This window comes from Saltatorellus ferox, assembly GCA_007751475.1.
GTDB lineage: Bacteria > Planctomycetota > UBA1135 > UBA1135.
This window is the reverse complement of the sequence record CP036434.1, coordinates 381,287-407,110: the sequence shown is the minus strand read 5'-3', so window position 1 is coordinate 407,110 and position 25,824 is coordinate 381,287. Positions and strand designations below refer to the sequence as shown.

The window sequence follows — 25,824 nt, the reverse complement described above, 5'->3', positions numbered from 1 at the left end:
TTCCATGGCGTCGGATCTGCTCGAAATCCGCGCTATATCGTCACGACGACCGATTCGACGTTCGTGATGACGGCGCCGCCCGGGGGGGCCACGAGGGCGCAGAAGTCGAAGTGGGTCCCCACGAGCACGCCGGCGAGCGCCGGCGGCAGGGCAAAGCGCGCTTCGGCCCTGCCGGCGCCATCGAGGGTACCCGAGAAAGCGCTGAAGACCGGACCACGCGGGAGCCCCAGGGTCAGGCCGTAGAAACGGTCGGGATTGAGTGGCACGCTCACGCCCTGAATCGTGGTCCCCGGCACCTGGCCAGAGGTGCTACCGAGGATGCCGTACCCCCGACCGGCGTCGCCGGGACGATTGAGCGTGAGCACGACCTCGGCGCCCGTGGCGCCGCTGATCTCGGAGCGGCTCGCGTGGAGATCCGCGAGCGGCGCCGTGGGAAGCGAAAGCGCGGGCCAGAGAAGCACGTTCCGCACGCCGTCGTCGACGTGGAGGTGCCACTCACCGATGCCCGCTGCCTGCGTGGCCGTGACCTGGAACGAATGGGTCCCATCGCCGTGGTCCGTCACGGGACCCGCGATCGCTGGCGCGGTGCCACCGTGCATCGGCCACACGGTCAGCGTCTGCCCGCCTACCGTGAGCGGATCGCCGTTCCGGTCAGCAAGCCGCACGGTCACCGTGGCGGTCGAGAGGCCATCCGCCACGAGTTCCTCGCGGTCGACCGTGACCTCCGTCCGCATCTGATCGGCGACCTGGACGAGCCCTTGCTCCCACACCCGCACCTTGTCCAGAAGCCTCGTGACAGGATCCACGGCGTTCGGTCCGCCGAGGGACACGCGACGCTGAAGGTAGTAGTCCCCGTTGGTGCAGCCCGAGGCTGAGTTGCACACGCCGTCGATGTCGCCGAGTCGCGCGACGATCACGAAGCTCACATCGGCCGACTTCGTGAAGGGCACGGTCGGCGGCGAGCCGCAGGATCCGGGCAAGTTGTCATCACAGGAGCAGCGACCGTCACCGCCCATGGCGCGCGAGGCCTCCATGGCCGCGCTGAGCTTGACGACCAGGTCTCCCTCCGCGGCGAGCAGGGCCGCCTCCGCTTCCAGCACCACCGGCGCGCCCGTGATGACGTTCCCCTGGATGGCGTAGAGCAGATCCCCGACCTGCCCCTGAACGCCGAAGTTCGGGTCCCAGACGTTCGAACCGGTGAACGTGCGAGGTGCGCCAAACGTGGAAGCCATGCCGATCTGCAGCGACTCGAAGTCCGAAAAGACCGGCGCCATTCCGTTCAGGATCTCGTCCGGCGACATGCCCTGCTCCATCCCCGCCCAGATGAACTGACGCTTGAGCGTGTTCGGATCGCCGAGGAATTGAACGGCCGCAGCGCCCTCGCCGACGCGAACCAGTCCGAGCACGCGCTCGAGATTCAGGTTTCGAACGCAAGTCGCGGAGAAGATCCCGACTTCGCCCGTGCGCGTGTTCACGACGACGATGGACCAGGTGGCCGCCGCAGGGGCCGCGAGCGCCAGGCCCGCGCCGACTAGCACGACGAGTCGCCTCCGGGAGCCCGCGAAGACCCCCGCCATGGATCGCATCGGGACGGTTCGACGAAGAGCGGCTCGGATCGATCGCGCGAGGGAAGTCAACATGGGACCAGCTTAGCCAAATAGCCGCAGACTCGTCAGACTGCGCGCATCATGTCGAGTCCCCACTTCGTCTTCTGTCTCATCCAGGCTCCGCGGCTGGAGCCGCTCGAACGTCTCGCCGAGCCCTCGCGCCTCGACGAATGGCTCCACACCGGCGGCGCGTGGCTGGGGGTCGCAGTCCTCGCGGTCCTCGCCAACCTCTTCGCCAAGAAGGTGATCGTCCGCGGGATCTCGAAGCTGGTCCGGCACACGAAGACCACCTGGGACGACCTGTTCGTGGACCACGACATCCTGGAACGGCTCTCGCACCTCGCGCCCGCGCTCGTGATCTACCTGGCGGCGCCTTTCCTTCTGAACGAGCCCGAGGATCAGATCTACGAGGACTACCTGCGCCGTTTCGCGAACGCCTGGATGATCCTCGCGGGTGCAAGGGCGATCCATGCGTTGATCGAAGCGCTCGTCGACGTCGGGCAGCGATCCCACACCACGCGCGCGAAGCCGCTCCGCAGCTACGCCCAGGTCGCCGAGCTGGTCATCTGGCTCGCGGCCGCGATCCTGTCGGTCTCGGTCATCATGCAGCGCTCCCCCACCGTGCTGCTCACGGGGCTCGGCGCGATGACCGCCATTCTGCTGCTCGTGTTCAAGGACTCGATCCTCGGGTTCCTCGCGAGCCTGCGCCTCGCGTCCAACGACATGCTGCGCGTGGGCGACTGGGTCGAAGTCCCGAGCTATGGCGCAGACGGTGACGTCATCGACATCGGCCTGCACACGGTGAAGGTGCAGAACTGGGACAAGACGATCAGCATGGTCCCCACGCACTCGTTCGTGACGGGCACGTTCAAGAACTGGCGCGGCATGACCGAATCAGGGGGGCGACGGATCAAGCGCTGCCTCAGCCTCGACATGACGAGCGTGCGTTTCCTGGATGACGCAGACGTCGAGCGTCTACGCAAGATCCAGTGCCTGCGGCCCTATCTCGACCTGCGCGCGAAGGAGGTCGCCGCATGGAACGAGGTCCATTCGGTCGACGCGGAGAATCCGGTGAACGGCCGCCGGCTGACGAACCTCGGCACGTTCCGCGCGTACATCGAGGCCTACCTCGAGGGGCTGGAGCCCATCCGCGAGGACATGACCTTCCTGGTGCGCCAGCTGGCGCCGTCGGCCACGGGAATCCCGCTGGAGATCTACTGCTTCAGCCGAGAGCAGCGCTGGAAGCACTTCGAGGGCATCATGGGCGACATCTTCGATCACCTGCTGGCGGCCGTCGGCCAGTTCGACCTCCGCGTCTACCAGCAGCCCGGATCCGAGGACCTCAGAAAAATGGTCGCGGATAGACTCTCGGTATCCCCTTCCCCGACCCTCCCATGAAATCATCGCCCATCCTCTTCTCCGGCTTCTTCTCTGCCTTCTTGATGGCCTGCGCGTCCACCGACTCGGTGGAGCAGGAGGCCGTCGCCCTCAACACCCCGACCCACGTTTCCGCCATGGACCTCGGTGCTTTCTCCATCAGCCTTGCCGTCAAGGACCTCACCGCCTCCCGCGAGTTCTACGAGAAGCTCGGCTTCACCCCCTCCGGGGGCAACCCTGACGAGGGGTGGCAGATCATGCGAAACAAGGACCACGTGATCGGTCTGTTCCACGGCATGTTCGAAGGCAACATCATGACGTTCAACCCAGGCTGGGACCAGCACACCAACACGCTGGAGAGCTACACGGACGTGCGTGAGATCCAGCGTGACCTGAAGGCGGCTGGCGTGACCCTGATCGAACAGGCCGACGAGACAACCAGGGGCCCCGCGTACATCACCATGATCGATCCGGACGGCAACTCGATCCTGATCGACCAGCACGTGGACAGCCCTTCGAAGTAGACCGGCTACCCCATGAACCCGAGGTCGCGGCTCGCGAAGTTCCCGAGGTTCGGGAACACGAGATCGACCTCGGGCGCCGCCAGCCCGAACCAGCTCGCGAGCGTCGCCCCGAACTGGTCCACCGAGCGGCCAGGTAGCAGCCGTCCCTCGCCGATGTCGTCGGGACCCGTCGGGCTGAGGTCCGGCATCGCGCCGTAGAGGTCCTGTCCCCGCACCGCGCCCCCGAAGGCCAGCGAATGCCCGCCCCAGCCGTGGTCGGACCCCTGGCCGTTGCTGGACAGCGTGCGTCCGAACTCGGAGTGGGTGAAACCGGTGACGTTCTGTGCCTCGCCGATCTGATCCATCGCTCCCTGGAAGGCGCCGATGGAACGGGAAAGGTTGCGGAAGAGGAGCGGCAGGAGCGCCAGCTGGTCGTCGTGGGTGTCGAAGCCCCCGGTGCCAACGAAGAACACCTGGCGCCGCACGCCGAGCTGAGCGCGGATCGAGATCATGCGCGCCACCATGCGGAGCTGCTGGCCCAGCGACGAATCGGGGAACAGCCCGGCGAAGTCGGGGGCCCCGAGAAGCGTCTGGCCGATCAGATCGTCGATCTCGATCGACTCGCGCTGGGTTCGGGCGAACTCCTCGGCGATCGCGTTCCGGCTGCGCATCATCGCGTCGATGATGGCCCGCCGACCCGGGTCGTCCGTGAGCGCCAGGGGCTCGCTGCCGGTCGCACCGAGCACGTAGGGCTGTACGTTGGCCCCCACGAGAAGCTGGCCCGTGACGTCGATCGAGATCCCGGGCGAGAGCGGGGCGGGACTCGCGTTCGCGATCCGGTCGAGCATCCGCCCGGCCCAGCCCGTCGTCCGTGGCCCGTCGGCGTGGGCCACCTGCCACTGGGTCTGCTGGTCGTTGTGCGAGAAGAGGTTGCGCGGCGTCTCCGCGAGCCCGGTAAGCACCTGCGCCTTGGTGAGGGGACGCACGAGCGGGCCGACGTTCGGCGTGAACGCGAGGCGGCCCGCTTGAAAGAGGGCCTGGAGCTCCGGACACGCGCCATGAACGCCGTAGGTGGCGCCATCCGGCGTCAGCGGCTGGATCGGCAGCAGGCTGCCCTGGGCCTCGGCCAGGTCTCCGCGGGCGGCCCGGTACACGTCGTATTCGGCGGGGCTGGTGGGCACGAGCAGATTGAGCGAATCGGCGCCACCGTAGAGGAACACGCATACGAGGGCGCGGTAGTCCTTTGGCCCGCGGTTCTCCCGCGAGCTGAAGACGCGCATCGCCGAGGCGTGCGGACCGATCGCCGCGGCTGCCGCCGAGCTGCCCGCGAGGCGGAGGAAGTGGCGGCGCGTGAGGTCCGATCCTCGCCGGAGTGAATGGGGAACGGAAGCGCTCATGACTGAAGGGCGTAGTCGGGGGAAATCACGAGGAGAGCCAGCGCTTCGACGGCGCGCAGGAATCCGTCCGGAAGGCCCGGAACCAGGTGGGGAACGGTGGCGAGATGGGCCTCGAGAAGGATCCGCGTCTCCGGGCTCATCGTTCCGCCCAGCACCCGAAGGTCGAGGTAGGCGACGAGGGACGCGGGATCGGAGGCGCGCTGCCTCAGGGGACCGAGGTCGAGAAGCGGCTCGCTGAACGCCGGGTCCGGCAGATCGGTGTTGCCGCTCACGATGAAGAACGTCAGCGCGTTGGCGGTCCGCGTGACCTTCGAATGGGTCGCGATCTGGAGCTCGGGCGAGACGAGGCCCTGGGCCTGAAGCGCGGGCGACGCATGGAACGGGCTGAAGAAGTTGAAGACCGAAGGGGACCCCATGGCGCGCTGGCCGAAGAACTCATCCGCCAGGTAGGGCGTGAGGACCACCTCGCCGGTCGCGCGGAACTTTCGCCAGAGCCCCGTGAGCTTCAGGATCGGCTCGCGCAGCTTCCCGAAAGTGAGCGGCCGGGTGGCGTACCCCTCCAGCGCCTCGGGATCCAGAAGGATGGCGCGTACAACGGCCTCCAGATTCCCGCGAGCGCCGCTGCCGTCGTCGGCCCAGACCTCCGCGATGCGCCCCACGTAGGCGGGCGACGGGTTGCTCGTCACGAGGCGCTGGATCAGCTGCTTGCCCAGGAAAGGCCCCACGTTCGGGTGCTGGCTCAGCGCGTCGAGCACGCCGCCGAGGTCCGCTTCGGCCGTCCAGCCGGGCGGGAGCAGCGAGCCTCCGACGATCGCCTTCGGACCGGTGTCGTGGAACGCCGACCAGGCGATCATCATCCCGATACGAGGGTAGTTGAGCAGGAAGTCCAGAAGGCTTCCAGACGGCGCCACACCGTCGTAGTTCCAGCCCGTGAGCGCGCGCGCCGTTTCCGTGATCGTGTTCTGATCGTAGGTCGGGATCGGCTGGAACCAGGCGTCCAGCTGCTGCGACCCGTCGGCGTTGAGTTCGGCGAGTCCGATGGAGAACAGCTGCATGACCTCGCGCGCGAAGTTCTCGTCAGGGCGAGTGCCGAGAGTGAGATCCGCCTGGCGGTTCTTCGCCATGCTGAGGTAGCCGCCCATCGAAGGATGAAGCGTCACCTCCTCAAGGAGCTGACGGTAGTTCGAGAAAGCGCCGCGAACGAGCGTGTCGTAGTAGTCCGACAGCGTGCTCGGGAAGTTCTGAACGGTCCCGTTCAAATCCGAGACGACGAAGATCTCGGAGAGCGCGAAGGCCACGCGCTGGCGTAGCTGGTCCGGTGCGTGGAGCGCGTCGTTCCACCACTCCTGAGCGAGGAGCCCCAGGTGCGGAATCGCGTCGTAGTTCGGACAGGTCGCGAAGGACTGCCCCGGCTGATCCGGCGCGCATCCCAGCTGGATCATGGCCGGAAGCTTGAGCGTCGGCGGCACGGCGAACTGGGCGTCGATCCATGCCTCGTAGCCGAACCGCGTCACGAAGATCACGTCTTCGTTCGAGGCTCCGAACGTGGCGCGGTCGAGGAAGCGAACCGCCGCGGCCGGATCGACGCGGACGGGATGAACAACGGGCGCGATATCGCGCTGGGGCACGAGCAGCGAAACGGTCGCCGCGAGCGCGCACTGAAGAACTGTCATGGGGATGGACCTCGTGGAAGAGCTTCGGTCGGGCGCTCCACTATTCCCGGTATTTTTCGAGAAGACGGCTCCGTGGCGAGGATTCCTGCTTGCTGGTACCGTGCGAGGATGCTGTACCTGCCCTCGCTCCCGCTGCTCGCCTTCGCCGTCCAGGGTCCTATGCCCCCATACACCCGGCCCCCCGTGGCAACGGTGGAGGAACAGTCGGAACTCCGGAGCTGGTCCCGGATGCCCACCATCGGTGACGTGAACGGCGATGGCGTTCCCGACCTGATTCACGAGCGCGAGCGCGTTCTCTCGGTGGTGAGCGGCGCGGAGCCGAACGTCAAGCTCGGCTCCATCTCCGTGACGAGCTTCTACCCCGAACACGCTGGCCCGACGTGGGCGGTCGGCCCCGATGTGGACGGCGATGGCGTGCGCGATCTCGCGGTGCTCAACGGCTTCGCGCTGACGTCGTCGATCTTCATCGACATCGTCTCGGGCCGCACGGGCGAGTCGCTGGCGCGAACGGAGAAGGAACTCCCTGGCCACACCATGTCGATCGCCTGGACCGACGACGTCGACGGGGACGGCCTCGGGGACGTGACGGTGAACGGCGGGACCGCCCAGCTCTACTCCTCGAAGTCCCTCGGGCTCCTGTGGAGCGTCCCCAGTCCGCCCCCGCAGACCCACGCGCCTTCCGCGTCGGGGGACCGAATCGCGGCGCGCCTGCAGATCGCCCTGGCCGAGGACTTCGACGCGGATGGCGTCCGCGACCTCGCCGTTGGCGTGAAGCCCTCAGGGGGCCACCACTTCTCCCACGCGATGCTGTCCGGCGCGACGGGCGCGGTGATCGCCGATGCGCCAGCGGTGCCCATGGAAACCGTTCCCATCGACACGTTCGCATGGATGAGCGGCGACTGGATCCAGCGCACGGACAAGGGCGACCGAGTCCTCGAGGTGGAGGAGAGCTGGAACCAGCCGGCAGCTGGCATGATGCTCGGCATGTCGCGCACGTCGCTGGCGGGTGCGCAGGAGGGCCAGTTCGAGTTCCTGCGCCTTGCCTGTGCCGGGCGACGAGTGATGCTACATCCTGCCCCTGGAGGACATCCCGCCGATCCGTTCCGCCTGAAGTCCTACGGCGCCGACAGCGCCGTGTTCGAGAACCTCGAGCACGACTTCCCGCAGGTGATTCGGTACTGGCGAGAAGGGGGTGAACTCCGCGCGAGTATCGGAACGGCCGAGGAGCCCGCCATGGTGACCTTCCGGTTCGCTCCACGCGCGCGCTGACGCAGCCACACGCCCAGAGGAAGGGTTATGCTGGCGAGGATGAAGAGTCTCGCCACGCTCCTCCTCTGCTCTCCCCTGCTGACGTCCGCTCACTCGCCGGCACCGCCCGCGTCCGCTCCTGACAAGGTGTCGAAGGCCATCGACGCGTTCCTCGTCGATTGTGCGGCCTTCGGGTGGTCTGGCGTCGTCGAGGTTCGGAAGGGATCCAAGAAGGTCTTCTCCGGCGCCTACGGTTTCAGGAACGACGAGGGAGAAGAAACCTGTACCGAAGAGACGCTCTTCGACCTTGGCACCCTCGCCCAGACCGTGACCGCCGCCGCGGTGCTCCGACTGGTCGGCGACGGCAGCCTCGAACTCGACCAGCCCATCGCCGACTATCTCCCGGCGGTTCCAGAGGAGGCTTCGGGGGTGACGGCGCGGCACCTCCTTCGGCAAAGCTCGGGCTGGACCGGTCGGGCGAGGATCGACGGGAAGGACGGACGGGCGGAGGCGCTGGCGAACCTCTTCGACGGGGAACCAGAGCGTCCAGCGGGCGAGGAGTTCCAGCCGTGGACCGGAAACTTCATCGCGCTGGCGGCGCTCGTGGAGGCTCGTTCGGAGAAGAGCTTCGAGGAGTACGTGCGGGAAGAGATCTTCGCGCCCGCGAAGCTGTCGTCCACCCGCTTCGCCGAGGGCGACTCGGGAGAGGCCGAAGACGAGAGTCAGCAAGCGCTGGGTTACGAAGGAAGGGCGGACCCGCGCGCGGCGGGCGATCCGCCCGGGGGCCAGTACGACTGGCGCGTACGCGGGACCGGAGGCGTCCTCATCACGGCGTCGGACTTCGCCGACTTCCTGGAAGCCCAGGAGGGCGGCAAAATCGTCAAGGGGTCCGTCTGGGACGAATCGCTGAAGCGCGGCCCCGGCGACCAGGGCTTCGGCTGGGAAGTGGGGATCGACTACCAGGCGAGCTGCCTGCGGCTCGAGCGCGAGGGAGAGTCGAGCGGCTTTCGGTCCTTCGCGTCGCTCAACCTGGGAACCAAGGTGTTCAGCGTCGTGCTCTCCAACCGCAGCGAGAGCCCCACGCGCTTCCTGGAGACCACGATCCGCAACCTCGTCTCCGGTGAGAAGATGCCGGTGAAGCAGTCGATCCACCCGCCAGAAACGGTGGCGTGGAAGGCGAAGGACCTCGAAGCGGTGGCCGGGTCCTGGGCGGCGGAGGACGGAGCAGAACTCGAGCTGGAGCGCCACGGCGAGCGCTCGCTCCGCGCCACCGCCTTCCGAGCTCCACTGACCACCGCCTCGGGCGCGGGCGTGCGCGAGCCCGGCCGCGGCTTCTTCGCTCCGGTCGGCAAGCGCGAACTGGTGAGCCACGCCTGGGTGGCCGCCGCGCAGAACTCCAGCCTCGTCTGGAACGGAGAAAAGGCCGAGAAGGCCCAGCTGATCCTGACGACCCCGGACGGCAAGGCGCGGACGCTGGCGAGACAGTAGGCCTGAAGTCGTGTGACCACGTGGCGGTGAGACGCTATGGCTGGCTCAGAGGGCTCGTCCCGTGTGAATCGGCTATCCTTGTCACGGAGGTCTTCCCGCCTCGCTCGACCTGATTCGTCCCGTCCACCTTCACCTCCGCCAGATATGCTCGCCAGCGTCTTTCTTCTCGTGGCCCCCTCGCCCATGCCCACGCTCCCTCCCTGGGATGACACCTGCGTGACCGCGTCGAACGCAACGATCACGCTGGGGGCCTACTCCGCCCAGCCGAACAGGTCCCTCGGGCCCCAGGACCTGACCGACCACTATCGAGCGATCCTCCTGCCGGGCGCCCGCGCGGAGATCGGCGCGGTCTTTGCCCACGCAGACGGCAACATCGACCTTCGACTCTGGAACGAAGATTGCTCCGCCATGCTCGTCGAGTCCCTCTCCGCCAGCGATGACGAGCTGGTCTCGTGGACCAACAGCTCGAACGCCCCCGTGGAGATCGTGGCCGAAGTGTTCCTGGCCAGCGTACCGGCAGCCGAGGTCACCTACCGCTTCACCACACAGGGCTTCTTCGTGACGTGTGACTTCGAGGACATCTTCGAGGACAACGAGACCTGCGCGACGGCGTTCCCGCTGGCGTTCGCCGAAGAGCCCACGAGCGACTACCTCACCATCCGCCCGGGAGACGACGACTTCTTCGCTATCACGGTCCCACCCATGCGGGAGCAGCTGATTCAGGTCCTGAACAACGGCAGCGTGACGAACGTGGACGCGGAACTCCTCGATGCGAGCTGCACCACGGTCCTCGCCTCGAGCGCGACGACGGGCTGGGAGACGCTGCGCGCTTCGAACAGCCAGCCGGTTCCACAGACGTTCCACGTGCGGGTGTACCGCGCCGACACGCTGAACCAGTGCTCGGTCTACTTCCTGCGCCGGACCACGGAGCCGGGCGTGAGCTACTGCACGAGTGCCCCCAGCTCCGCCGGAGCAGCGGCGAACGCGTACGCCGGAGGTTCCACGAGCTTCGCAGCCAATGATCTGGCGCTCTACACGTTCCCGACGCCCCTCAACGCCTTCGGCATGTTCCTCTACAGTCAAGGCCGCCAGGCTGTTCCGCTGGGCAACAGTCTACTCTGCGTCGGCACCACGATCCAGCGCGGCCCGGTCCTGAGCGCGTTCGGGGACATTTTCCAATGGAACGTGGACTACACGCGGTTCGCGGGGTCCCCCATCCCTTTCCAGTCGGGCGGCACCTATCACTTCCAGGCATGGTTCCGGGATGTGAACACCGGCGGCTTCACGTTCGGGCTTTCTGATGGCTACAGCGTCCTGCTTACGCCTTGATTCGGGTCTTGCTTACGCCTTGATTCGGACGCCGATCGAAGTCCGGACGGGTGGCACCACGGAACCCTAACAAAACGCTACCCTGCGTAGCGTGCCCGAAGCCCCCTTCCCCAAGATCGTCCAGCACCCTGCCCGCGTCGCCGGAGCCGGGACCGTCCGCGTCGCCGAGGCCGCGGGCGAGGGGGGCTCCGCGCCCGCGGCCGTCGCCTACGCCGAACTCGGGGTCACGTCGAACTTCAGCTTCCTCCGCGGCGCCAGCCACCCCGAGGAGTTCGTCCACACCGCCGCCGCCCTTGGCCACCGCTTCGCCGCCATTGCGGATCGGAACTCGCTCGCGGGCGTCGTGCGGGCGCACGTGGCGGCCGAGGAGTGCGGGATCGGGCTCGCCGTCGGGGCTCGAATCGTTTTTGCCGAAGAGGAGCGCGCGCCCGACGTGCTCGTGTTTCCGCGGGACCGCGCCGCGTACGGGCGACTCGCGCGGATGCTCACGATCGGCAAGCGGCGCGCGGAGAAAGGAAGCTGCCTGCTCGCCCTCGAGGATTTGCTCGATCACCAAGAGGGGCTGCTCGCCGTCGTCTGCCCACCCGGGATCTCCGAGGACGCGCGCTTCGGCGATGCGTTCGAGTCGGCGCTCGCGCGGCTGCGCGGCGCCTTCGGAGCGGAGAGGCTTTCGCTGGGCGCGGCGCTGCTCGGCGCGGCCGACGATCGCAGCGACCTCGAGCGACTCCAGCGCATCGGCGCGCGCGCGGACGTTCCGCTCACCGCGCTCAATGACACCCACTACCACGTTCGCCGACGCCGCGCCCTCCAGGACGTGGTGACCGCCGTGCGGCACGGCTGCTCCGTCGACACCGCGGGCTACGCGCTCTTCCCGAACGCCGAGCGGCATCTGAAAGAGCCCGCGGCCATGGCACGGCTCTTCCACGGGCACCCCGAGCTGCTCGCGCGCGCCACCGAGATCGCCGGGCAGGCCGCGGACTTCCGCCTGAGCGAGCTCCGCTACCACTACCCCTCCGAGGTGCGCGAGGACGGCCGGACCGCCATGGAGACCCTGGTGGACGCGACGTGGAAGGGAGCGAGCGATCGCTATGGCGGCGTCGTCCCCGACGCCGTGAAGACGCGCATCGAGTACGAGTTCCGGCTGATCGAGGAACTCGACTACGCGCCGTACTTTCTGACGGTGCACGACATCGTGCGCTTCGCCCGTTCGCGCTCGATCCTGTGCCAGGGGCGCGGCGCGGCCGCGAACTCGGCGGTCTGCTACTGCCTCGGCGTGACCGCCGTCGATCCCGATCGCATCGACTTGCTCTTCGAGCGCTTCCTCTCCAAGGAGCGCAACGAACCGCCCGACATCGACATCGACTTCGAGCACGAGCGCCGCGAGGAGGTGCTCCAGTACGTCTATCGGCGCTACGGCCGCGATCGCGCAGCGCTGACGGCCGAGGTCATCAGCTACCGCGGGCGCAGCGCCGTGCGTGAGGTCGGCAAGGCGCTCGCCTTCTCGCCCGACCTCGTGGACCGGCTCGCCAAGGACATGGAATGGTGGACCGACAGGATCGGCGACGGCTCGGGGCTCGCGAACCACGGACTCGATCCGACGTTGCCGGTCGCGCGCCGCTTCATCGCGCTCTGCAACGAGATCCTCGGCTTCCCCCGCCACCTGTCCCAGCACGTGGGCGGCTTCGTCATCACCGAGGACGCCCTGTGCGAGCTCGTGCCCATCGAGAACGCCGCCATGGCGGACCGCACCGTCATCGAGTGGGACAAGGACGACATCGACGCGCTCGGGATCCTGAAAGTGGACCTGCTCGGCCTCGGGATGCTGACCGCCGTGCGCAAGACCTTCGAGCTCGTGGCGGAGAGCGGCGTCGATCCTGGCTTCGAGGTCCCCAAAGACGGCGGCTTCACCATGCACACGATCCCGCCGGAGGATCCCGCCGTCTACGGGATGATGTGCCGCGCGGACACGGTGGGCGTCTTCCAGATCGAGTCCCGCGCGCAGATGTCGATGCTGCCGCGCCTCAAGCCCATGGAGTTCTACGACCTCGTGGTCGAGGTCGCGATCGTGCGGCCGGGCCCGATCCAGGGCGACATGGTCCACCCCTACCTGCGCCGTCGCGAGGGACTCGAGGAGGTCACCTACCCGAGCGCGGACGTGCGCCGCGTCCTCGAGAAAACCCTGGGCGTGCCGCTGTTCCAGGAGCAAGCCATGGCCCTCGCCGTGGTCGCCGCCGGCTTCACGCCCGGGGAGGCGGACAAGCTCCGGCGAGCGATGGCGGCGTGGAAGCGCAAGGGCGATCTGATGAAGCGCTACGGCGAGAAGCTCGTCGCGGGCATGATCGACAACGGCTACGACGAGGAGTTCGCGGCGCGGATCTTCCGTCAGCTCGAGGGCTTCAGCGAATACGGCTTCCCCGAGTCCCACGCCGCCAGCTTCGCCCTGCTCGTCTACGTCTCCTCGTGGCTGAAGCTCTACCACCCGGGCGCGTTCTGCGGAGCGCTGATCAACTCCCAGCCCATGGGCTTCTACGCGCCGTCCCAGCTCGTCCAGGACGCCCAGCGCCACGGCGTCGAGGTGCGTCCCATCGACGTGAATAGCAGCGCGTGGAACTGCACGATGGAGGGCCCGGCGCTGCGCCTCGGGATGCGGCTCATCAAGGGCTTTCGCCAGCCGAGCGCGGACGCGATCGTGGCCGCGCGCGCGCGCATCGGCCGCCCCTTCCGTTCCATGGACGACCTCCAGCGAACCTCGGGGCTGCGCGCGTCACGCCTGAAGCCCCTCGCCTCGGCCGACGCGTTCCGCTCCCTCGACCTCGACCGCAAGGCGGCGCTCTGGTCGATCCGCGCGCTGCGGGACGAGGATCTCACGACGCCCACGCTCTTCAGCGAACTCGATTCGGAAGGCAGCGCGGGCGCGGAGTCCCTCCCCGTCACCGGGCCCCTGCACGAGGTGGTCCACGACTATGCCTCCCACAGCCTCTCCCTCAAAGCCCACCCGCTCTCCTTCCTGCGCCCGATGCTGAAGCGCCGCGGCGCCTTCACCGCCGCCGAGCTCCTGGACGAAACCCTGTGCCCGGACAAGGCCCGCGTCGCGGTGGCAGGCCTGGTGCTGGTGCGCCAGCGCCCCGCCACGGCCCAGGGCATCATCTTCATCACCCTGGAAGACGAGAGCGGCACCGCGAACCTCGTGGTGCACCCCAAGACCTTCGAACGCTACCGAGCGGCGGCGCGGCACGGGGTGATGCTGCTGGTCCACGGCAAGATCGACCGCGCGGGCAGCGTGGTGCACGTGGTGACCTGGAGAATCGAAACCCTGGACGGCGAGGCGGCCGGAATTCGCCGCGGCTCGCGGGACTTCCATTGACCGTCAGATCGCGTCCATCGCAAGCGACGACTGGAACCCGCGGACGCGACTCTCTCACTCAGCCGAGAACCGGACGCCATACACGAGGAACTCGGGCGCGTCGGCGTTCAGCCGCATCCGGTGAGCGCCTGCTTTCAAGATGACATCGCGCGCAGGTGAGTACGGCGGCTCGACCGAGCCGGAGATGCCGATGGTGTGGTCGACCTCGATCGGGCCGGTGATGCCGTGGGGACTGCTGCTAGCTGGACCAGTGAGATCCTCCACCCATAGCGTCCCCACGGCGAACACGTTCACGATCTCCATGCGATAGGTCCCGGACGACGGGATCGAGACGTCGAACTCGACCCATCTTTCGCCGGTGTCCTCGTCCGGGAGGACGAGAACGGCGCCGCAAGTGGTAGCGAAGGTCTCGTTAGAGCTCGCCGTGTTGCCACCGAAGACCACGTCGATCCCGGGCGGGGCCACGTGTCCGATGGGGACCGGACCTGCGCACGATACGAGAGCAAGGACCGTCAGGAAGAACGTGTCTTTCATGGATGGTGGACGATATCAGAGGCGACGACGGAGAGGCTCATCCACCGAAGTCACCCGCAAATTCATCCGATTTCACCCGCAAATCGTCGCCGCGCTACTTCCTCCTGAGGATTCGATCCATTCCCAGGGGGACGCGGCCGAGGGGCGCGGTCCGGCCGCCCTTCGCCGTCAGGGCCTCCAGGAGAGCCTGGAGTTCCTTGCGCCTGGCCTCGTTCTCGAAGAAGAGGTTGGTGGTCTCGCCCGGGTCCCTGGCGAGATCGAAGAGCTGCCCCGTGGCTTCGGGGGCGGTCTCCGGGAGCGCGAACGCCTTGAGCGGTCCCTTGTCGTAGCCGTTGCCGCCGGACCCCATGTGGGCCAGGTACTTCCACTGGCCCACGCGGATCTGGAACTCCCCGCGGAAGCTCTGGGTGAGCATGTAGGGGCGGATCGGCTCCTCGTCCGACCGCGTCCCGAGCATCGCGGGCAGCAGATCGAAGCTGTCGACGGCCACTTCGTCGGGCAGGTCGAAGCCGACGAGGGACGCGACGGTCGCGACGAGGTCCGTCGTGTTGGCGAGCTGGCGAGTGACGCGCCCGGCCGGGATTCGCCCGGGCCAGCGCGCGATCAGCGGCACGCGGTGACCACCCTCCCAGCCGTCGCGCTTCATGCCGCGGAAGCCGCCCGCCGCGTCGTGCCCGTGGTCCTCTCTCATCCAGATCGTGTGCAGGGTTTCGGGCCCGTTGTCCGAGTGGAAGAGCACGAGCGTGTCCTCGTCGATACCGAGTTCGTCGAGCTTCTTCAGCAGCCGCCCCATCAAGGCGTCCAGCTCGACCACGAAGTCGCCGCGCGCGCCCGCGCCCGACTTGCCCTCGAACTCCTTCGCCGGCAGCACCGGAGCGTGGGAGATCTGGGTCGAGAGAACCGCGAAGAACGGCTGCTCGGGGTTCTCGTTGCGATGCTCTTCGATGAAGGCGACGGTGCGCCTGAAGAAGAGCAGGTCCGCGTCGATGAACCGGTACCCAGGCGCCATCCAGCCCTTGTCGTTGTCCCAGCGCCACTTGCCATCGGCGTTCGGAAGACGACCAGGGTCGTGCCTCTCGCTGGCGGGCACCGGCACCATGCCGTTCTCGATGTAGCAATAGAGCGGATCGGTCGTCGGACAGTTCGGTGTGACGAACGACACGTCGAAGCCGCGGGCGTTCGGTCCGTCCACGAGCGGCGTGCTCCTCCCGTAGTCGATCAGGAGCGAGTTCTCGAAGCCGCCGCCCAGGCGCTCGCCCGCCTCGTCGTACCAGGTGAGGCCCACGTGCCACTTGCCGAAGACGCCGGTGCGGTAGCCCTTCCGCTGGACCATCTGCGCGATCGTCAGAGTATCGGGCGTGAGGTAGCTCGGACCACCGGGGCCCTCGAACGCGCGACTGCCGCGGCCCGTGCGACAGACCTGCTGCCCCGAGTAGAGGCTGTAGCGCGAAGGCGAGCAGATCGTCGAGGAACTGTGCGCGTCCGTGAAGCGCACGCCCTCGCTCGCCATGCGATCGAGATGCGGCGTCTCGTAGGCGGAGTTCGGGTTGTACGACGACAGATCGCCGTAGCCGAGGTCGTCCGCGTAGACGATCACGATGTTCGGCAGACCTTGGGCCGTCTCCTGAGCCGAGCCGGCAGCCGCAGCTCCCATCATCAGGACCCAGGCACTCGCCCGAATGGCGCTGCGCCTCATGGCGCCTCGCGACGTAAGCCGTACGTGGTCGATGTGGCGTTCATGGCTTCAACGTACCGAGCCATCGTGAGTGCGTCACCACCCGTGGCGATTCCCGCACCGCTCGGCCCCGAACTTGCGCGAATCGAACCACCCCGCTAGCGTGCACGCGTGTCGATCCTCCCCATGCTCCTACTCGTTTCCGCGGCAGGTGCTTCGCCCCTCGCCGATCCGCCGAATTCGCAAGTGTCAGCGAGCACGATCCACTGGGATCGCGTGCATCCGATCCTTGCGGCGCGCTGCTTCGAATGCCACGCGGGCGAGCAGCGCAAGGGCGGCTTCTCCCTCGGCACGCGCGACGGACTGATGCGCGGCGGAGCCTCGGGCGCGGCCGTGGTCGAGGGCGACGCGGCGACCAGTCACCTGATCGAACTCGTCACCTCCGACGACCCCTTCGAACAGATGCCGCCCGAGGGCCCGCGGCTCACCGAAGACGAGGTCGACTCGCTTCGCCGATGGATCGATGCCGGCGCCCCGTGGGGCGTCACCGGGCTGGAAGACTCCATGTACCTGGCGGCGCTCGCGCTTCATCCGGTGGATCGACCGGAGGGAGCCGAGAACCCGATCGATGCGCACCTCCAGGCGGAACTGGCCGAGATCGAGGCCGGGCCCGCGCTCACCGATACCGAGTTCGCGCGCCGGATCCACCTCGACCTCATCGGGTTGCTCCCGACGCCCGACCAGCTCCGGCGGTTCCTCGCCGACGAGTCCCCCGACAAGCGCACGGAGCTGATCGACGCTCTCCTCGCCGACGACCTCGGCCGCGCCGAGCACTGGATGAGCTTCTGGAACGATCTCCTGCGGAACGACTTCCAGGGCACCGGCTACATCGACGGGGGACGCCTCCAGATCACCGGCTGGCTCTTCGACGCGCTGCTGCACAACCAGCCCTACGACGCCTTCGTCCGCGAGCTGGTCGCCCCGACCGTCGACGGCTCCCGCGGCTTCATCCAGGGCATCGTCTGGCGCGGCGACAACGCGGTCGTCCAGCAGGCCCCGATGCAGGCGGCCATCCACGTCAGCCAGGTGTTCCTCGGCATCAACCTGAAGTGCGCGGCGTGCCACGACAGCTTCGTGAACGACTGGAGCCTGGCCCAGACCTTCGCGCTGGCGAACTGCTTCAGCGACGAGCCGCTCAGCCTCACGCGCTGCGACACGGACCTCGGCGTTCCGGCCGAGTACGGCTTCCTCTGGCCGAGCCTCGGCGAGGTCGACGGAGCGGCGCCGCGCGAGGAGCGCATGGCGCAGATCGCGTCGTTCGTGACGTCGACCGACAACGGTTACTTCGCGCGCACGATCGTCAATCGCCTGTGGGCGCTCTTCATGGGGCGAGGTCTCGTCGAGCCGCTCGACGAGATCGAGCGCCGGCCCTGGCACCCCGAACTCCTCGACGACCTCAGCGCTGCGTTCATCGAGAGCGGATACGACCTGCGCTGGCTGATGCGGACGATCGTGACGTCGCGCGCGTACCAGAGTCCGTCCGTCGAGGCCGCCAGTAGCAACGAGTTCGCCTTCGAAGGACCGGGCGTCCGGCGCCTCACCGCCGAGGAGTTCTACGACGCCGTGGGGAACCTCACGGGCGTCTGGCAGGTGAACCCGCGCTTCGACCTGCCCGAGGGCGCGGCTTCGGAGCCGCGCGTGCGCGCCTGGCGCGTGCCGCTCGATCCGCTGTCGCGCGCCCTCGGACGCACGGCCCGCGAACAGGTCACGACGCGGCGCGAAACCGCCGGCACCACGATGCAGGCGCTGGAGCTCGCCAACGGCGGAACGCTCGACGCGCACCTGCGGCGCAGCGCGGAGACGCTTCGCGCAGGCTGGGCCGGATCCGCGACCGAGCTGATCGACGAGCTCTTCCTGCGCGCGCTCCAGCGCAAGCCGACGCCCGCCGAACAGCAAGTCGCGCTCGAACTTCTCGTGGGTGAGTCGCCCGACGACGGGAAAGAGGCCAGCGTTTCCCAGGAAGGGCTCGAAGACCTGCTCTGGTCCCTCTGCATGCTGCCGGAGTTCCAGCTGATCCGATGATGATTCCCCAAGGACGACCGATGAAGCGCCGCGACTTTCTGCAGTCCGCCAGCGCCGCCACCCTGGCCGCGCTCGCCGCTGGCTCACCGAGCGCGCTCGCGCGCAGCAGCGCCCGCCGCGAGACCCCGAACTTCCGACGCGGCCCCTCCACTGCCGACCGCGTCATCGTCCTCTGGATGGCCGGCGGGATGGCGCACACCGAGACCTTCGATCCCAAGGCGTACACGCCGTACGAGACCGGGCTCGACCCGAACCGCGTGCTCTCGACGTTCCCCTCCATCCCGACGGCGGTCGACGGGATTCGCTTCTCGGAGGGGCTCGAGCAGATCGCGGCCATCATGGACCGCGGGACCGTCTGCAACACCTACACCGCGGGCGACCTCGGGTTCATCCTCCACTCGCGCCACCAGTTCCACTGGCACACCGGCTACGCGCCGCCGCAAACGGTGGCCGCGCCGCACATCGGCGCGTGGATCGCGAAGACGCTCGGACCGCTGAATCCGGACATGCCCGCGTTCATCGACATCGGACAGAAGTTCAGCGTTGGCGAGGCGGAAGAGCTGAAGGCCTTCCACACCGCGGGGTTCCTCGGGGCGGAGCATGGCCCCTTCATGATCCCCGACCCCGCCGACGCGGTGTCCGCGATCCGGCCGCCCGGTGGGATGAGCACGAAGCGCTTCCAGCGCCGGAACGAGCTCTTCAAGCGGCTCGCCGACGCGAGCCCCATCGGCCAGCACGGCAGCGAGTACCAGCGCGAGTCGCTGATGCGCTCGATGGACAGCGCGCATCGGCTCCTGACCTCCCCCGCCGCCACGGCGTTCGACCTGAGCCTGGAGCCGCGCGCCACCTACGATGCCTACAACACCGGCAAGTTCGGACTCGGGTGCCTCCTGGCGCGCCGCCTGTGTGAATCGGGCGCGCGCTTCATCGAGGTCACGACGGAGTACGAGCCGTTCAAGCGCTTCGACACCCACGAGGACGGGCACTCACGGATGGGAGAACTCAAGGAGCTCATCGACGCGCCCATCGCCCGGCTGATCCTCGATCTCGAAGAGCGCGACCTCCTCGACCGGACCCTCGTCGTCCTCGCCAGCGAGTTCAGCCGCGACATGGTCACCGAGGGCAAACCCGGCAAGAAGGTCCGCGACCAGGTCAACGTCCCCAAGGAGATGACCGAACCGAAGCACTACGGAATGCACCGACACTTCACGGATGCGGGCAGCCTGCTGCTCTTCGGCGGCGGCATCGGGCGCGGCGTCAAGTTCGGGACCACGGCCGACGAGCGCCCCTGCAAGACCCTGGACCGACCCGTTCGAATCGAGGACCTGCACGCGACGATCTACCATGCGCTCGGCATTCCGCCCGACCACGGCTACGTCACCGAGAGCCGTCCGTTCTACGTGACGAAGGACGGCAAGGGCACGCCGATCCTCGACCTGTTCCCCGCCTGACGCGGCCCGCGCCGCACGTCAGAGCGTCTTCAGGTACTCGATGACGGCGCGCCGCTCGCTCGCGTCGAGAACCGCGCCGAAGTCGTGACCTTCGGCGCTCATCCCGCGTCTCTTCGAATCGCGGACCCGGTGATCGCGGCTGCGCTGCTCTCGCTCCTCACCGGAGAGGAAGCGCGCGCGCAGCCCCAGCCCTTCGTGGTCGTAGGCCTCGGGATCCTCCACGATCCAGGCGTGCTGGCCGCTCTCCTCCAGCTCGATGCGCCGCTCGTGGTCGAGCAGGTGCTCGACCGTCGGCACGGATCCGTTGTGTAGGTACGGCGCGCTGGCCCAGACGCCGTTGAGCGGCGGCGCGACGTAGCCCTCGTCCGCCTCGGCGTCGGTGGCGATGTCGACCTGGGTGCCGTCCGAACGCTCGGTCAGGAAACCGACGAGGCTGTCGCGGAACGTCTGATCGAGCGCGGTCGGATAGAGCGGGTCGGTCCCGATCACGTCGAGGTCCACGCGCCGGGACACGTAGGCCGGGCCTGATCCATCGTGGTGGCCGTGGCAGCGCGCGCAGGTCCTGTCGTAGAGCGCGCGACCTTCCTCGGCGAGCACCGCGTCGATCTCGCCAGGGTACGGCGGCGGCTGCGTTGAGTCGATGAAGCGGAAGATCTCCTGGAACTCGTCATCCCAGCCACGGATGGTCTCTCCGTGGATCCCCGCTGGCTCGATGTGGCGCGACAGGGCGAGCTGCGCGAGCAGCGGCATGCGGGGCATGGACTGGGTCACATGAAGCAGGAACTCCTCGGGAGCGTCGATCTCGCCGCTTTCCTCGGCGTAGATCTCGCGGATGTCCAGCACCTCCTTCGCCGCGATCCGCCCCAGGACCTTCCGCACCTCGGCCTCGGTGCCGCCCACGACGATCTCGCGAACGCCCGGCTTGAAGGCCATGTCGTCGAGCCCGAGCGTGAACTGCATCACGGTCCGGTGATTCTTCTCGACGCTGTGGTCCAGGTACATGTGCGTCTTGTGCCGGAGCTGCCACCACGCGGGCGCGTCGAGGGCCAGCAGCCCCTCTGGCAGCGACGAGAGTCGCGCGACGTTGCGCGATCCCGCTCGCACCAGTCCGGGCAGGTCCCTGAGGTCCATGTTCGGCTCGCGGAACCGGAGCAAGACCTCGCCGAACAGCGTGGCCTCCGTGGTGCCGATCGTGTGACCGAGCTGGGCCATGGCCATCCCATCGTCGAGCCCCGAACGCCCGGCCATCTTCGCGGCGACGACGTCGGTCACGAGCGCCTCGAGCATCAGGGTGTGATTCGGCAGGCCCGGCTGAAAGCGTCCGGCCATGGAGCCGCCGTGGCACACGAGGCAGTTCATCGTCCACTCGCCCTCCGGCTCGCCGTCGCCCACGGGCGGCGTGGCGAACGCGGCGGGCACATCGTTGCCGCGCCGCGGATCGAGATGCAGTCCGTAGTGCCGCAGGAGCAGCGAGTACAGCGCAGCCCGGGCTTCCTCGTTCGAAGTGCTCGTCGCGAACTCAGCCGCTTGCGTCCGCTCCGCACCGGCGGGCCACTGACGCCAGAGCCCCATGAAGAGGTCGCGGTCGAGACGGAACGACTGCATCGGCGTCTCGTAGAGGATCCGCAGCCCGGCCGGCAACGGGCGCGGCTCTTCGCCGGCGGCGGCCGCTTCGTCCAACGTGAGTGTCCCGCGCGAGGAGCTGACCTGCACGATCGCCCCCAGACAGGACAGCACCGCGAGGGGCACCGATAGGATTCGTCCGCTCGACTTCATGGCTCTGCGCGGCAAGATAACCGAGCGAGACCACGGGCGGCGAAGACGTCAACGAAACGCGTAGCCGACGAGGCGCTCGTTCGGCGTCTGCGGCGATCGGCGACATGCGACAATCGGAACCTCGACGCCGTTCTCTGAGATGGCCGCCAGCGACACGTAGTCTTCCGGCTCGCTGCCGGGCAGGAAGCCGCTGGCGCCCACCGGCACCCACGCGTCTTCGCGGAAGGTGAGCACCTGCACGCGATCGACCTCGTTCGCATCGGGCGTGAGATGCGCGAGGTAGAGGCTGCCCGCCGGACCGACGACGAACGGCGTCCGTTCGCGATAGCCGGCCTCACGCGAGAAGCCAGGCGAGCCACCGGAACCCAGCTGGCTCGGGTGGATGTCGTCTCCCACCTGCGACCAGGTGTTGGCCGCGAGGTCCATGCGGTAGACGAGGAAGCGCAGCGGTGCGTTGCCACGGAACGCGATGAGCGGGCGGCCGCTCGCGTCGATGGCGATCGACACGTGTGCGCCTGCGTCCGGCAGCCCGCTGGCAGGACTACCCACGAGACTCCAGGAGCCGGAGCCCGGGCTGGAGCCGGATCCAGGATGAAAACGCGCCACGCGGGGATGGGCCAGTCCGAGCCCGCTCTCCGTCCACGCGGCCCAGAGCGTGCCGTTCGCAGCGACCTCGAGGTCGACGTGGCTGGCGTCGCTCGTGCTCGCGAACTCCGAGGTGAATCCCGTGCCCCCGAGGGACGTCGCGTCGCCCGAGCCGGGGTCAATCCGAAGAACCGTCGCAGCGCCAGCAGCACCTGGCCCGCTGGTCATGGAACGGAGCCCGTCCTGGAACCCGATCAGAAGCCTTCCGGACGCGTCCAGCTCGACGTCGATGTAGTGGGCTTCCCCGGCGCTCAGGGGCTGCGGACCGAACGGAGCCCAGTCCGCCGTTCCCGGTTGAAAGCGCCAGAGGCCAAGCCCGTTCCTGGGGAACCCGTAGTCACGATTGGCGCGATAGAGCCAACCGGAGCCAACCGGTTGAACGACTCCCCACCAGTCCACCCTGATCGAAGGTTCGCCCGCTTGCCCCACGTAGCCCCAGGTGTCGGCCGCCGCATCGAAGCGAACGACCGACCCGCGATCCCCGCTCGTGGTGCGGTCCTGGAACGAGCAGAGAAGGCTGCCGTCAGCGTCCTGCTGGAGCTGAGGGAGCATCGTTCGTCCGTTGAGGATCGTAGAGCCCAGCGGGCGCCATGCAGCGCCCTCCGGTGGCGGGTCATCGGTGCCCGGTGTCAGACCCGGCGCGGCTCCTGAACCTCCGCCGCATCCGACCGCCATCGCGGCAACCAGCATCGAGGCAACCAGCGGGGCGACGAACCCCGCCTTGGCGGACGCGATCGTACGGGGTGCGCTGGCCCCACGAAGACTGTGCGATCGGTTCATCGACTCCATCATTGCGCGCCCGGAGCCCTGGAGTCGGGGCCTCACCCCCGGTCCATGCTGACTTATCCGTCAGCATGGACCAATCCGAGACGGCATCACGGCATGACGTCCACGCGGGTGCCCAGGCCGTCCATCATCGTCCCACCGGTGCCGCCGAGTTCCAGCTTCACGTGCAGGACCTCTCGCAAGGGGTCATAGGCAAACCCCGAGCCCTGGCTCGCGGCGAGAGCCGCACGGGAACCGAGGGAAGTACCCGTCATCCCGTCCACTCGCACGGTCTGCGGTCCAGGTGCCGCGTAGCGCAGCGTGACGATCGTCGAATCTCCCGGATACCCGAAGAGCAGCTCGAGCCGGAAGTCCCGGGGAGCCGAGGACGATCGTATCCCCAGGGTGTAGTCGTCGGGAACCAGCACGCTCGTCGGGAAGTAGCTCTCGTTCGCGCTTCCAACGATCAGCTCCGCGTCGCGCGTCTCGGAGACGAAGGTCACGCTCTCGACGCCCGAGTTTCCGCGATCGGTGAATCGGAGATTCGCCAGGCGCGTCGACGGCGGCAACAGCTGAGCGTTCCACGCGGGATGATAGTTCGCTCCGTTCGCCGGCGTGATCAGATCGGTCGCCGCCGCGACGATGTGGCCTGGCATCCCTGTCAACGAGCCATCCACGTCATGGAGCACGAAGCTGGCCTTTCCGCTCTCCATGAATGGCGTCGGGGTGAGAAAGAGGGGCTGCGCCTGGATGAGCCGAAGTCCGCTTACGCGGAGGCGCGGGTCGAAAGCCCAGCGGTTCGCGCCGCGCACGTGTCCGAAGGCCGCGGCCTCGCGGAAAGAGCCGGCGACGGGAGCGCGCATGAAATTGGCGTACGTCGTCCCGCGCGACTCGATGTGGCCCTCGTAGAGTTCGTGCCCGAGGAGTTCCATCTTCGGGTGGCTCGGGCTCGGAAGGCTTCGGCCGAGTTCGATCTCTCCCGGAGAGACCGGAGTTCCGATGTTGTCGGAGTTGCCGACGACGTAGCTATCCACGAGCGCGGTTCGGTTCTGGCCGTCGATCTGCGTCCCGGTGGAGCCGAAGAAGACCGCGGTGGCATTGTCCGCGAGGTGCGCATCGCGCCAGACGGCCGTCATGTCGGCCGTACGGTAGTAAAGGCCCACGCCGCGGTTCTTGTACGCCGTGAAGCCGACGAACTCGCGCGTCGGCAGCGGGCTTCCAACGGCCCAGTAGTCATGCTTGTAGAAGCCGTGGAGACCGTTCGAGTGAGCGACGTTCTTCCGGAACGTCGGCGCATCGAGGAGATGCCCCGTCTGGCCGATCTTGTACCAGAAGCCGTGGCCTTCGGAACCGGCCGCCACGTTGCCCTCGAGGACGTTGCCAGTGGAGGGAACCCAGAAGGTCGAGGGCGTGGCGTCGCTGGACAGGATCTGCTGCGCTTGCGCGGGAGCCCTGGTCGATAGTCCAAGGTTCCCTTCGAGCCGATTGTTGCGTTCGGTCCCATCCTCGAGGAAGTAGGCGTGCCCCAGCGTTTCGTAGGCCAGGCAGTTTCGAACCAGAACGTCCCTGGTGGCGTGAAGCGTGATCGCTCGATTGAGGCTGTGATGAACGCTGAGCGAGTCGACGTAGGATCCGAGTCCGTTCCCGAAGTGATGGAAGTGAACGGGGTAGCTCCCCATTTCGCCGGGGACGCCAAGACCCTCGATCTCCACCCAGGACATTCGGACCCTCGAGTTACCGCCCGCGCTCATGAAGCGAAGGTGGCCGCCGGCTCCGTTCGCACCCGAGATCTTCACGTTTCGATTGACCAGTGCGACCTCGGCGCGCTCATCCACGCCGAGGGTTTCGACGCGGCCCCAGTGCAGGAAGTCGAGAGGCCGATCGAGCGTGAGCCGCGTTCGGTCGGGTGAAACGGAGAGGACGGTGCGCTCCTCCGCTTGCTCGAGGTCGAAGTCGGTGGACGCGATCACGATGCGATCACGAACCTGCCAGTCGACGGGCGACTCGAGCCGAATCGAGCTGGAGCCCGCCTGCGCGCTGGCGGCGAGCTGAAGCCACGACGCGGAGCGGGGCTCGCCGTGCATGTCCAGCACACCGCCGGGCATCACCTCCAGGAGCCTCGCGTTCGGGTGCCCCTGACCGAGGAAGCGATCCGATAGCACGATGCCCACGGGCTGGGTGCAAGGGTCAGCGGCGGTCCCCACTTCGAAGACTCCCATCACCACCACGTGATCGACGCCCAACCGAACCGGGGCATCCCCCACGGACAGGTGCCCCATCACACGCAGCTCCGCGAGCGGCCGCGGGGTGAGATCGAGGACGAGTTCCACGCCAGCGGGCACGTGAACGGAGTCACCGTACTCGGGGGGCGCGCCCCCCCAGGTCGCCGGGTCGGACCAGAGCACGGGTCCATTCGCGCTCCCATGGGGAACGCGAACATCGGGGAGCGGAAGAGCGAGAGAGGCAGAGACGAGAGGCGCAGCTTGGAACAGAAGCCAGGCTGCGAGGCACGAACGAAGGAGAGTGAACATACGAAAGGGGAGGGCCATCGGAAGGTCATGGAGAGAATCCGGTAGACGCCATGAAACACGTCTGGATCCCCTCGAAACGTGGCAGCAGCTGCGCTTACTCCGTTGTCATCTTGGCCCCTCGGGCTTCGCCGTGCGGCGCTTCATGAAATCCATCGAAGGGCGCGTTAGGGCTCGTTCATTCTTCCGGGTGCCGGCATTCGGACATGGGCACCGAATGGCTCGCTATCCCCCGCAGACCGCCTCTCGAGGCAGCTGCCCGGGCTCCGCATGTGTTCGTACTGACCCAGCCCTCATGTCGCCCTCATGGGAAGTGAGCGCTGCCGCAGCACGACTCCATGTGATCGGTCTTTCATGGAGTCGGCCGATTCGAAGGGTCGTG

Annotated in this window: 16 protein-coding genes; 8 read left to right on the top strand and 8 right to left on the bottom strand. The window is 67.8% G+C overall.

Translation table 11 applies throughout. The features are described from left to right. Positions 1-32 precede the first annotated feature (32 nt). Positions 33-1,640 carry a DUF1028 domain-containing protein gene (locus Poly30_RS01520; RefSeq protein ID WP_145194258.1) on the bottom strand — a complete coding sequence of 536 codons (1,608 nt, stop codon included), beginning with the start codon at positions 1,638-1,640 and terminating at the stop codon, positions 33-35. A gap of 48 nt (positions 1,641-1,688) precedes the next feature. Between Poly30_RS01520 and Poly30_RS01515 the strand changes: the two genes are divergently transcribed. Continuing rightward, positions 1,689-3,005 (top strand): mechanosensitive ion channel family protein, encoded by a 1,317-nt coding sequence (locus tag Poly30_RS01515; protein WP_145194257.1) that lies wholly within the window; start codon positions 1,689-1,691, stop codon positions 3,003-3,005. Between the two features lie 116 nt (positions 3,006-3,121). Beyond that, complete coding sequence (locus Poly30_RS01510) at positions 3,122-3,508, top strand: VOC family protein (protein WP_145205889.1); 387 nt, start codon at positions 3,122-3,124, stop codon at positions 3,506-3,508. A gap of 5 nt (positions 3,509-3,513) precedes the next feature. On the opposite strand, the gene Poly30_RS01505 is transcribed toward Poly30_RS01510, so the two are convergent. Further along, positions 3,514-4,884: a DUF1501 domain-containing protein gene (locus Poly30_RS01505; protein ID WP_145194256.1), complete on the bottom strand. Its 1,371-nt coding sequence runs from the start codon at positions 4,882-4,884 to the stop codon at positions 3,514-3,516. Next, positions 4,881-6,557, bottom strand: coding sequence for a DUF1800 domain-containing protein (locus Poly30_RS01500; RefSeq protein ID WP_145194255.1), 1,677 nt, complete (start codon positions 6,555-6,557; stop codon positions 4,881-4,883). The genes Poly30_RS01505 and Poly30_RS01500 overlap by 4 nt, the downstream gene beginning before the upstream one ends. 108 nt (positions 6,558-6,665) lie before the next feature. Here Poly30_RS01500 and Poly30_RS01495 point away from each other — a divergent pair, with 108 nt between their 5' ends. The 4 genes from Poly30_RS01495 to Poly30_RS01480 all read left to right on the top strand — a co-directional run bounded on the left by Poly30_RS01495 (position 6,666) and on the right by Poly30_RS01480 (position 13,986). Further along, positions 6,666-7,826, top strand: a complete 1,161-nt coding sequence (locus Poly30_RS01495) for a DUF6265 family protein (RefSeq protein ID WP_145194254.1) — start codon at positions 6,666-6,668, stop codon at positions 7,824-7,826. 39 nt (positions 7,827-7,865) lie between these two features. Further along, complete coding sequence (locus Poly30_RS01490; RefSeq protein WP_419190823.1) at positions 7,866-9,293, top strand: serine hydrolase domain-containing protein; 1,428 nt, start codon at positions 7,866-7,868, stop codon at positions 9,291-9,293. Between the two features lie 183 nt (positions 9,294-9,476). After that, complete coding sequence (locus tag Poly30_RS01485) at positions 9,477-10,622, top strand: tellurite resistance TerB family protein (RefSeq protein WP_145194252.1); 1,146 nt, start codon at positions 9,477-9,479, stop codon at positions 10,620-10,622. Between the two features lie 91 nt (positions 10,623-10,713). Beyond that, the gene (locus tag Poly30_RS01480) at positions 10,714-13,986 is read left to right on the top strand and encodes an error-prone DNA polymerase (RefSeq protein WP_419190822.1); all 3,273 of its coding nucleotides are present in this window, start codon (positions 10,714-10,716) and stop codon (positions 13,984-13,986) included. A 54-nt stretch (positions 13,987-14,040) separates the two neighbouring features. On the opposite strand, the gene Poly30_RS01475 is transcribed toward Poly30_RS01480, so the two are convergent. Together Poly30_RS01475 and Poly30_RS01470 are read right to left on the bottom strand one after the other, a co-directional pair. After that, the gene (locus Poly30_RS01475) at positions 14,041-14,520 is read right to left on the bottom strand and encodes a carbohydrate-binding protein (protein ID WP_145194251.1); all 480 of its coding nucleotides are present in this window, start codon (positions 14,518-14,520) and stop codon (positions 14,041-14,043) included. Between the two features lie 94 nt (positions 14,521-14,614). After that, positions 14,615-16,216: a sulfatase family protein gene (locus tag Poly30_RS01470; protein WP_145194250.1), complete on the bottom strand. Its 1,602-nt coding sequence runs from the start codon at positions 16,214-16,216 to the stop codon at positions 14,615-14,617. Positions 16,217-16,381: 165 nt separating this feature from the next. Between Poly30_RS01470 and Poly30_RS01465 the strand changes: the two genes are divergently transcribed. Together Poly30_RS01465 and Poly30_RS01460 are read left to right on the top strand one after the other, a co-directional pair. Continuing rightward, the gene (locus Poly30_RS01465; RefSeq protein ID WP_145194249.1) at positions 16,382-18,277 is read left to right on the top strand and encodes a PSD1 and planctomycete cytochrome C domain-containing protein; all 1,896 of its coding nucleotides are present in this window, start codon (positions 16,382-16,384) and stop codon (positions 18,275-18,277) included. Next, on the top strand, positions 18,274-19,728 hold the full coding sequence (locus Poly30_RS01460; RefSeq protein WP_419190821.1) for a DUF1501 domain-containing protein: 1,455 nt from the start codon (positions 18,274-18,276) through the stop codon (positions 19,726-19,728). The genes Poly30_RS01465 and Poly30_RS01460 overlap by 4 nt, the downstream gene beginning before the upstream one ends. Before the next feature lie 18 nt (positions 19,729-19,746). Here the strand turns inward: Poly30_RS01460 and Poly30_RS01455 are convergent, their stop codons facing one another. The 3 genes from Poly30_RS01455 to Poly30_RS01445 all read right to left on the bottom strand — a co-directional run bounded on the left by Poly30_RS01455 (position 19,747) and on the right by Poly30_RS01445 (position 25,445). After that, complete coding sequence (locus Poly30_RS01455) at positions 19,747-21,504, bottom strand: c-type cytochrome (protein ID WP_145194248.1); 1,758 nt, start codon at positions 21,502-21,504, stop codon at positions 19,747-19,749. A gap of 48 nt (positions 21,505-21,552) precedes the next feature. After that, positions 21,553-22,929, bottom strand: a complete 1,377-nt coding sequence (locus Poly30_RS01450) for a hypothetical protein (RefSeq protein WP_145194247.1) — start codon at positions 22,927-22,929, stop codon at positions 21,553-21,555. Between the two features lie 95 nt (positions 22,930-23,024). Continuing rightward, the gene (locus Poly30_RS01445) at positions 23,025-25,445 is read right to left on the bottom strand and encodes a G8 domain-containing protein (protein ID WP_419190820.1); all 2,421 of its coding nucleotides are present in this window, start codon (positions 25,443-25,445) and stop codon (positions 23,025-23,027) included. Positions 25,446-25,824: the final 379 nt, after the last annotated feature.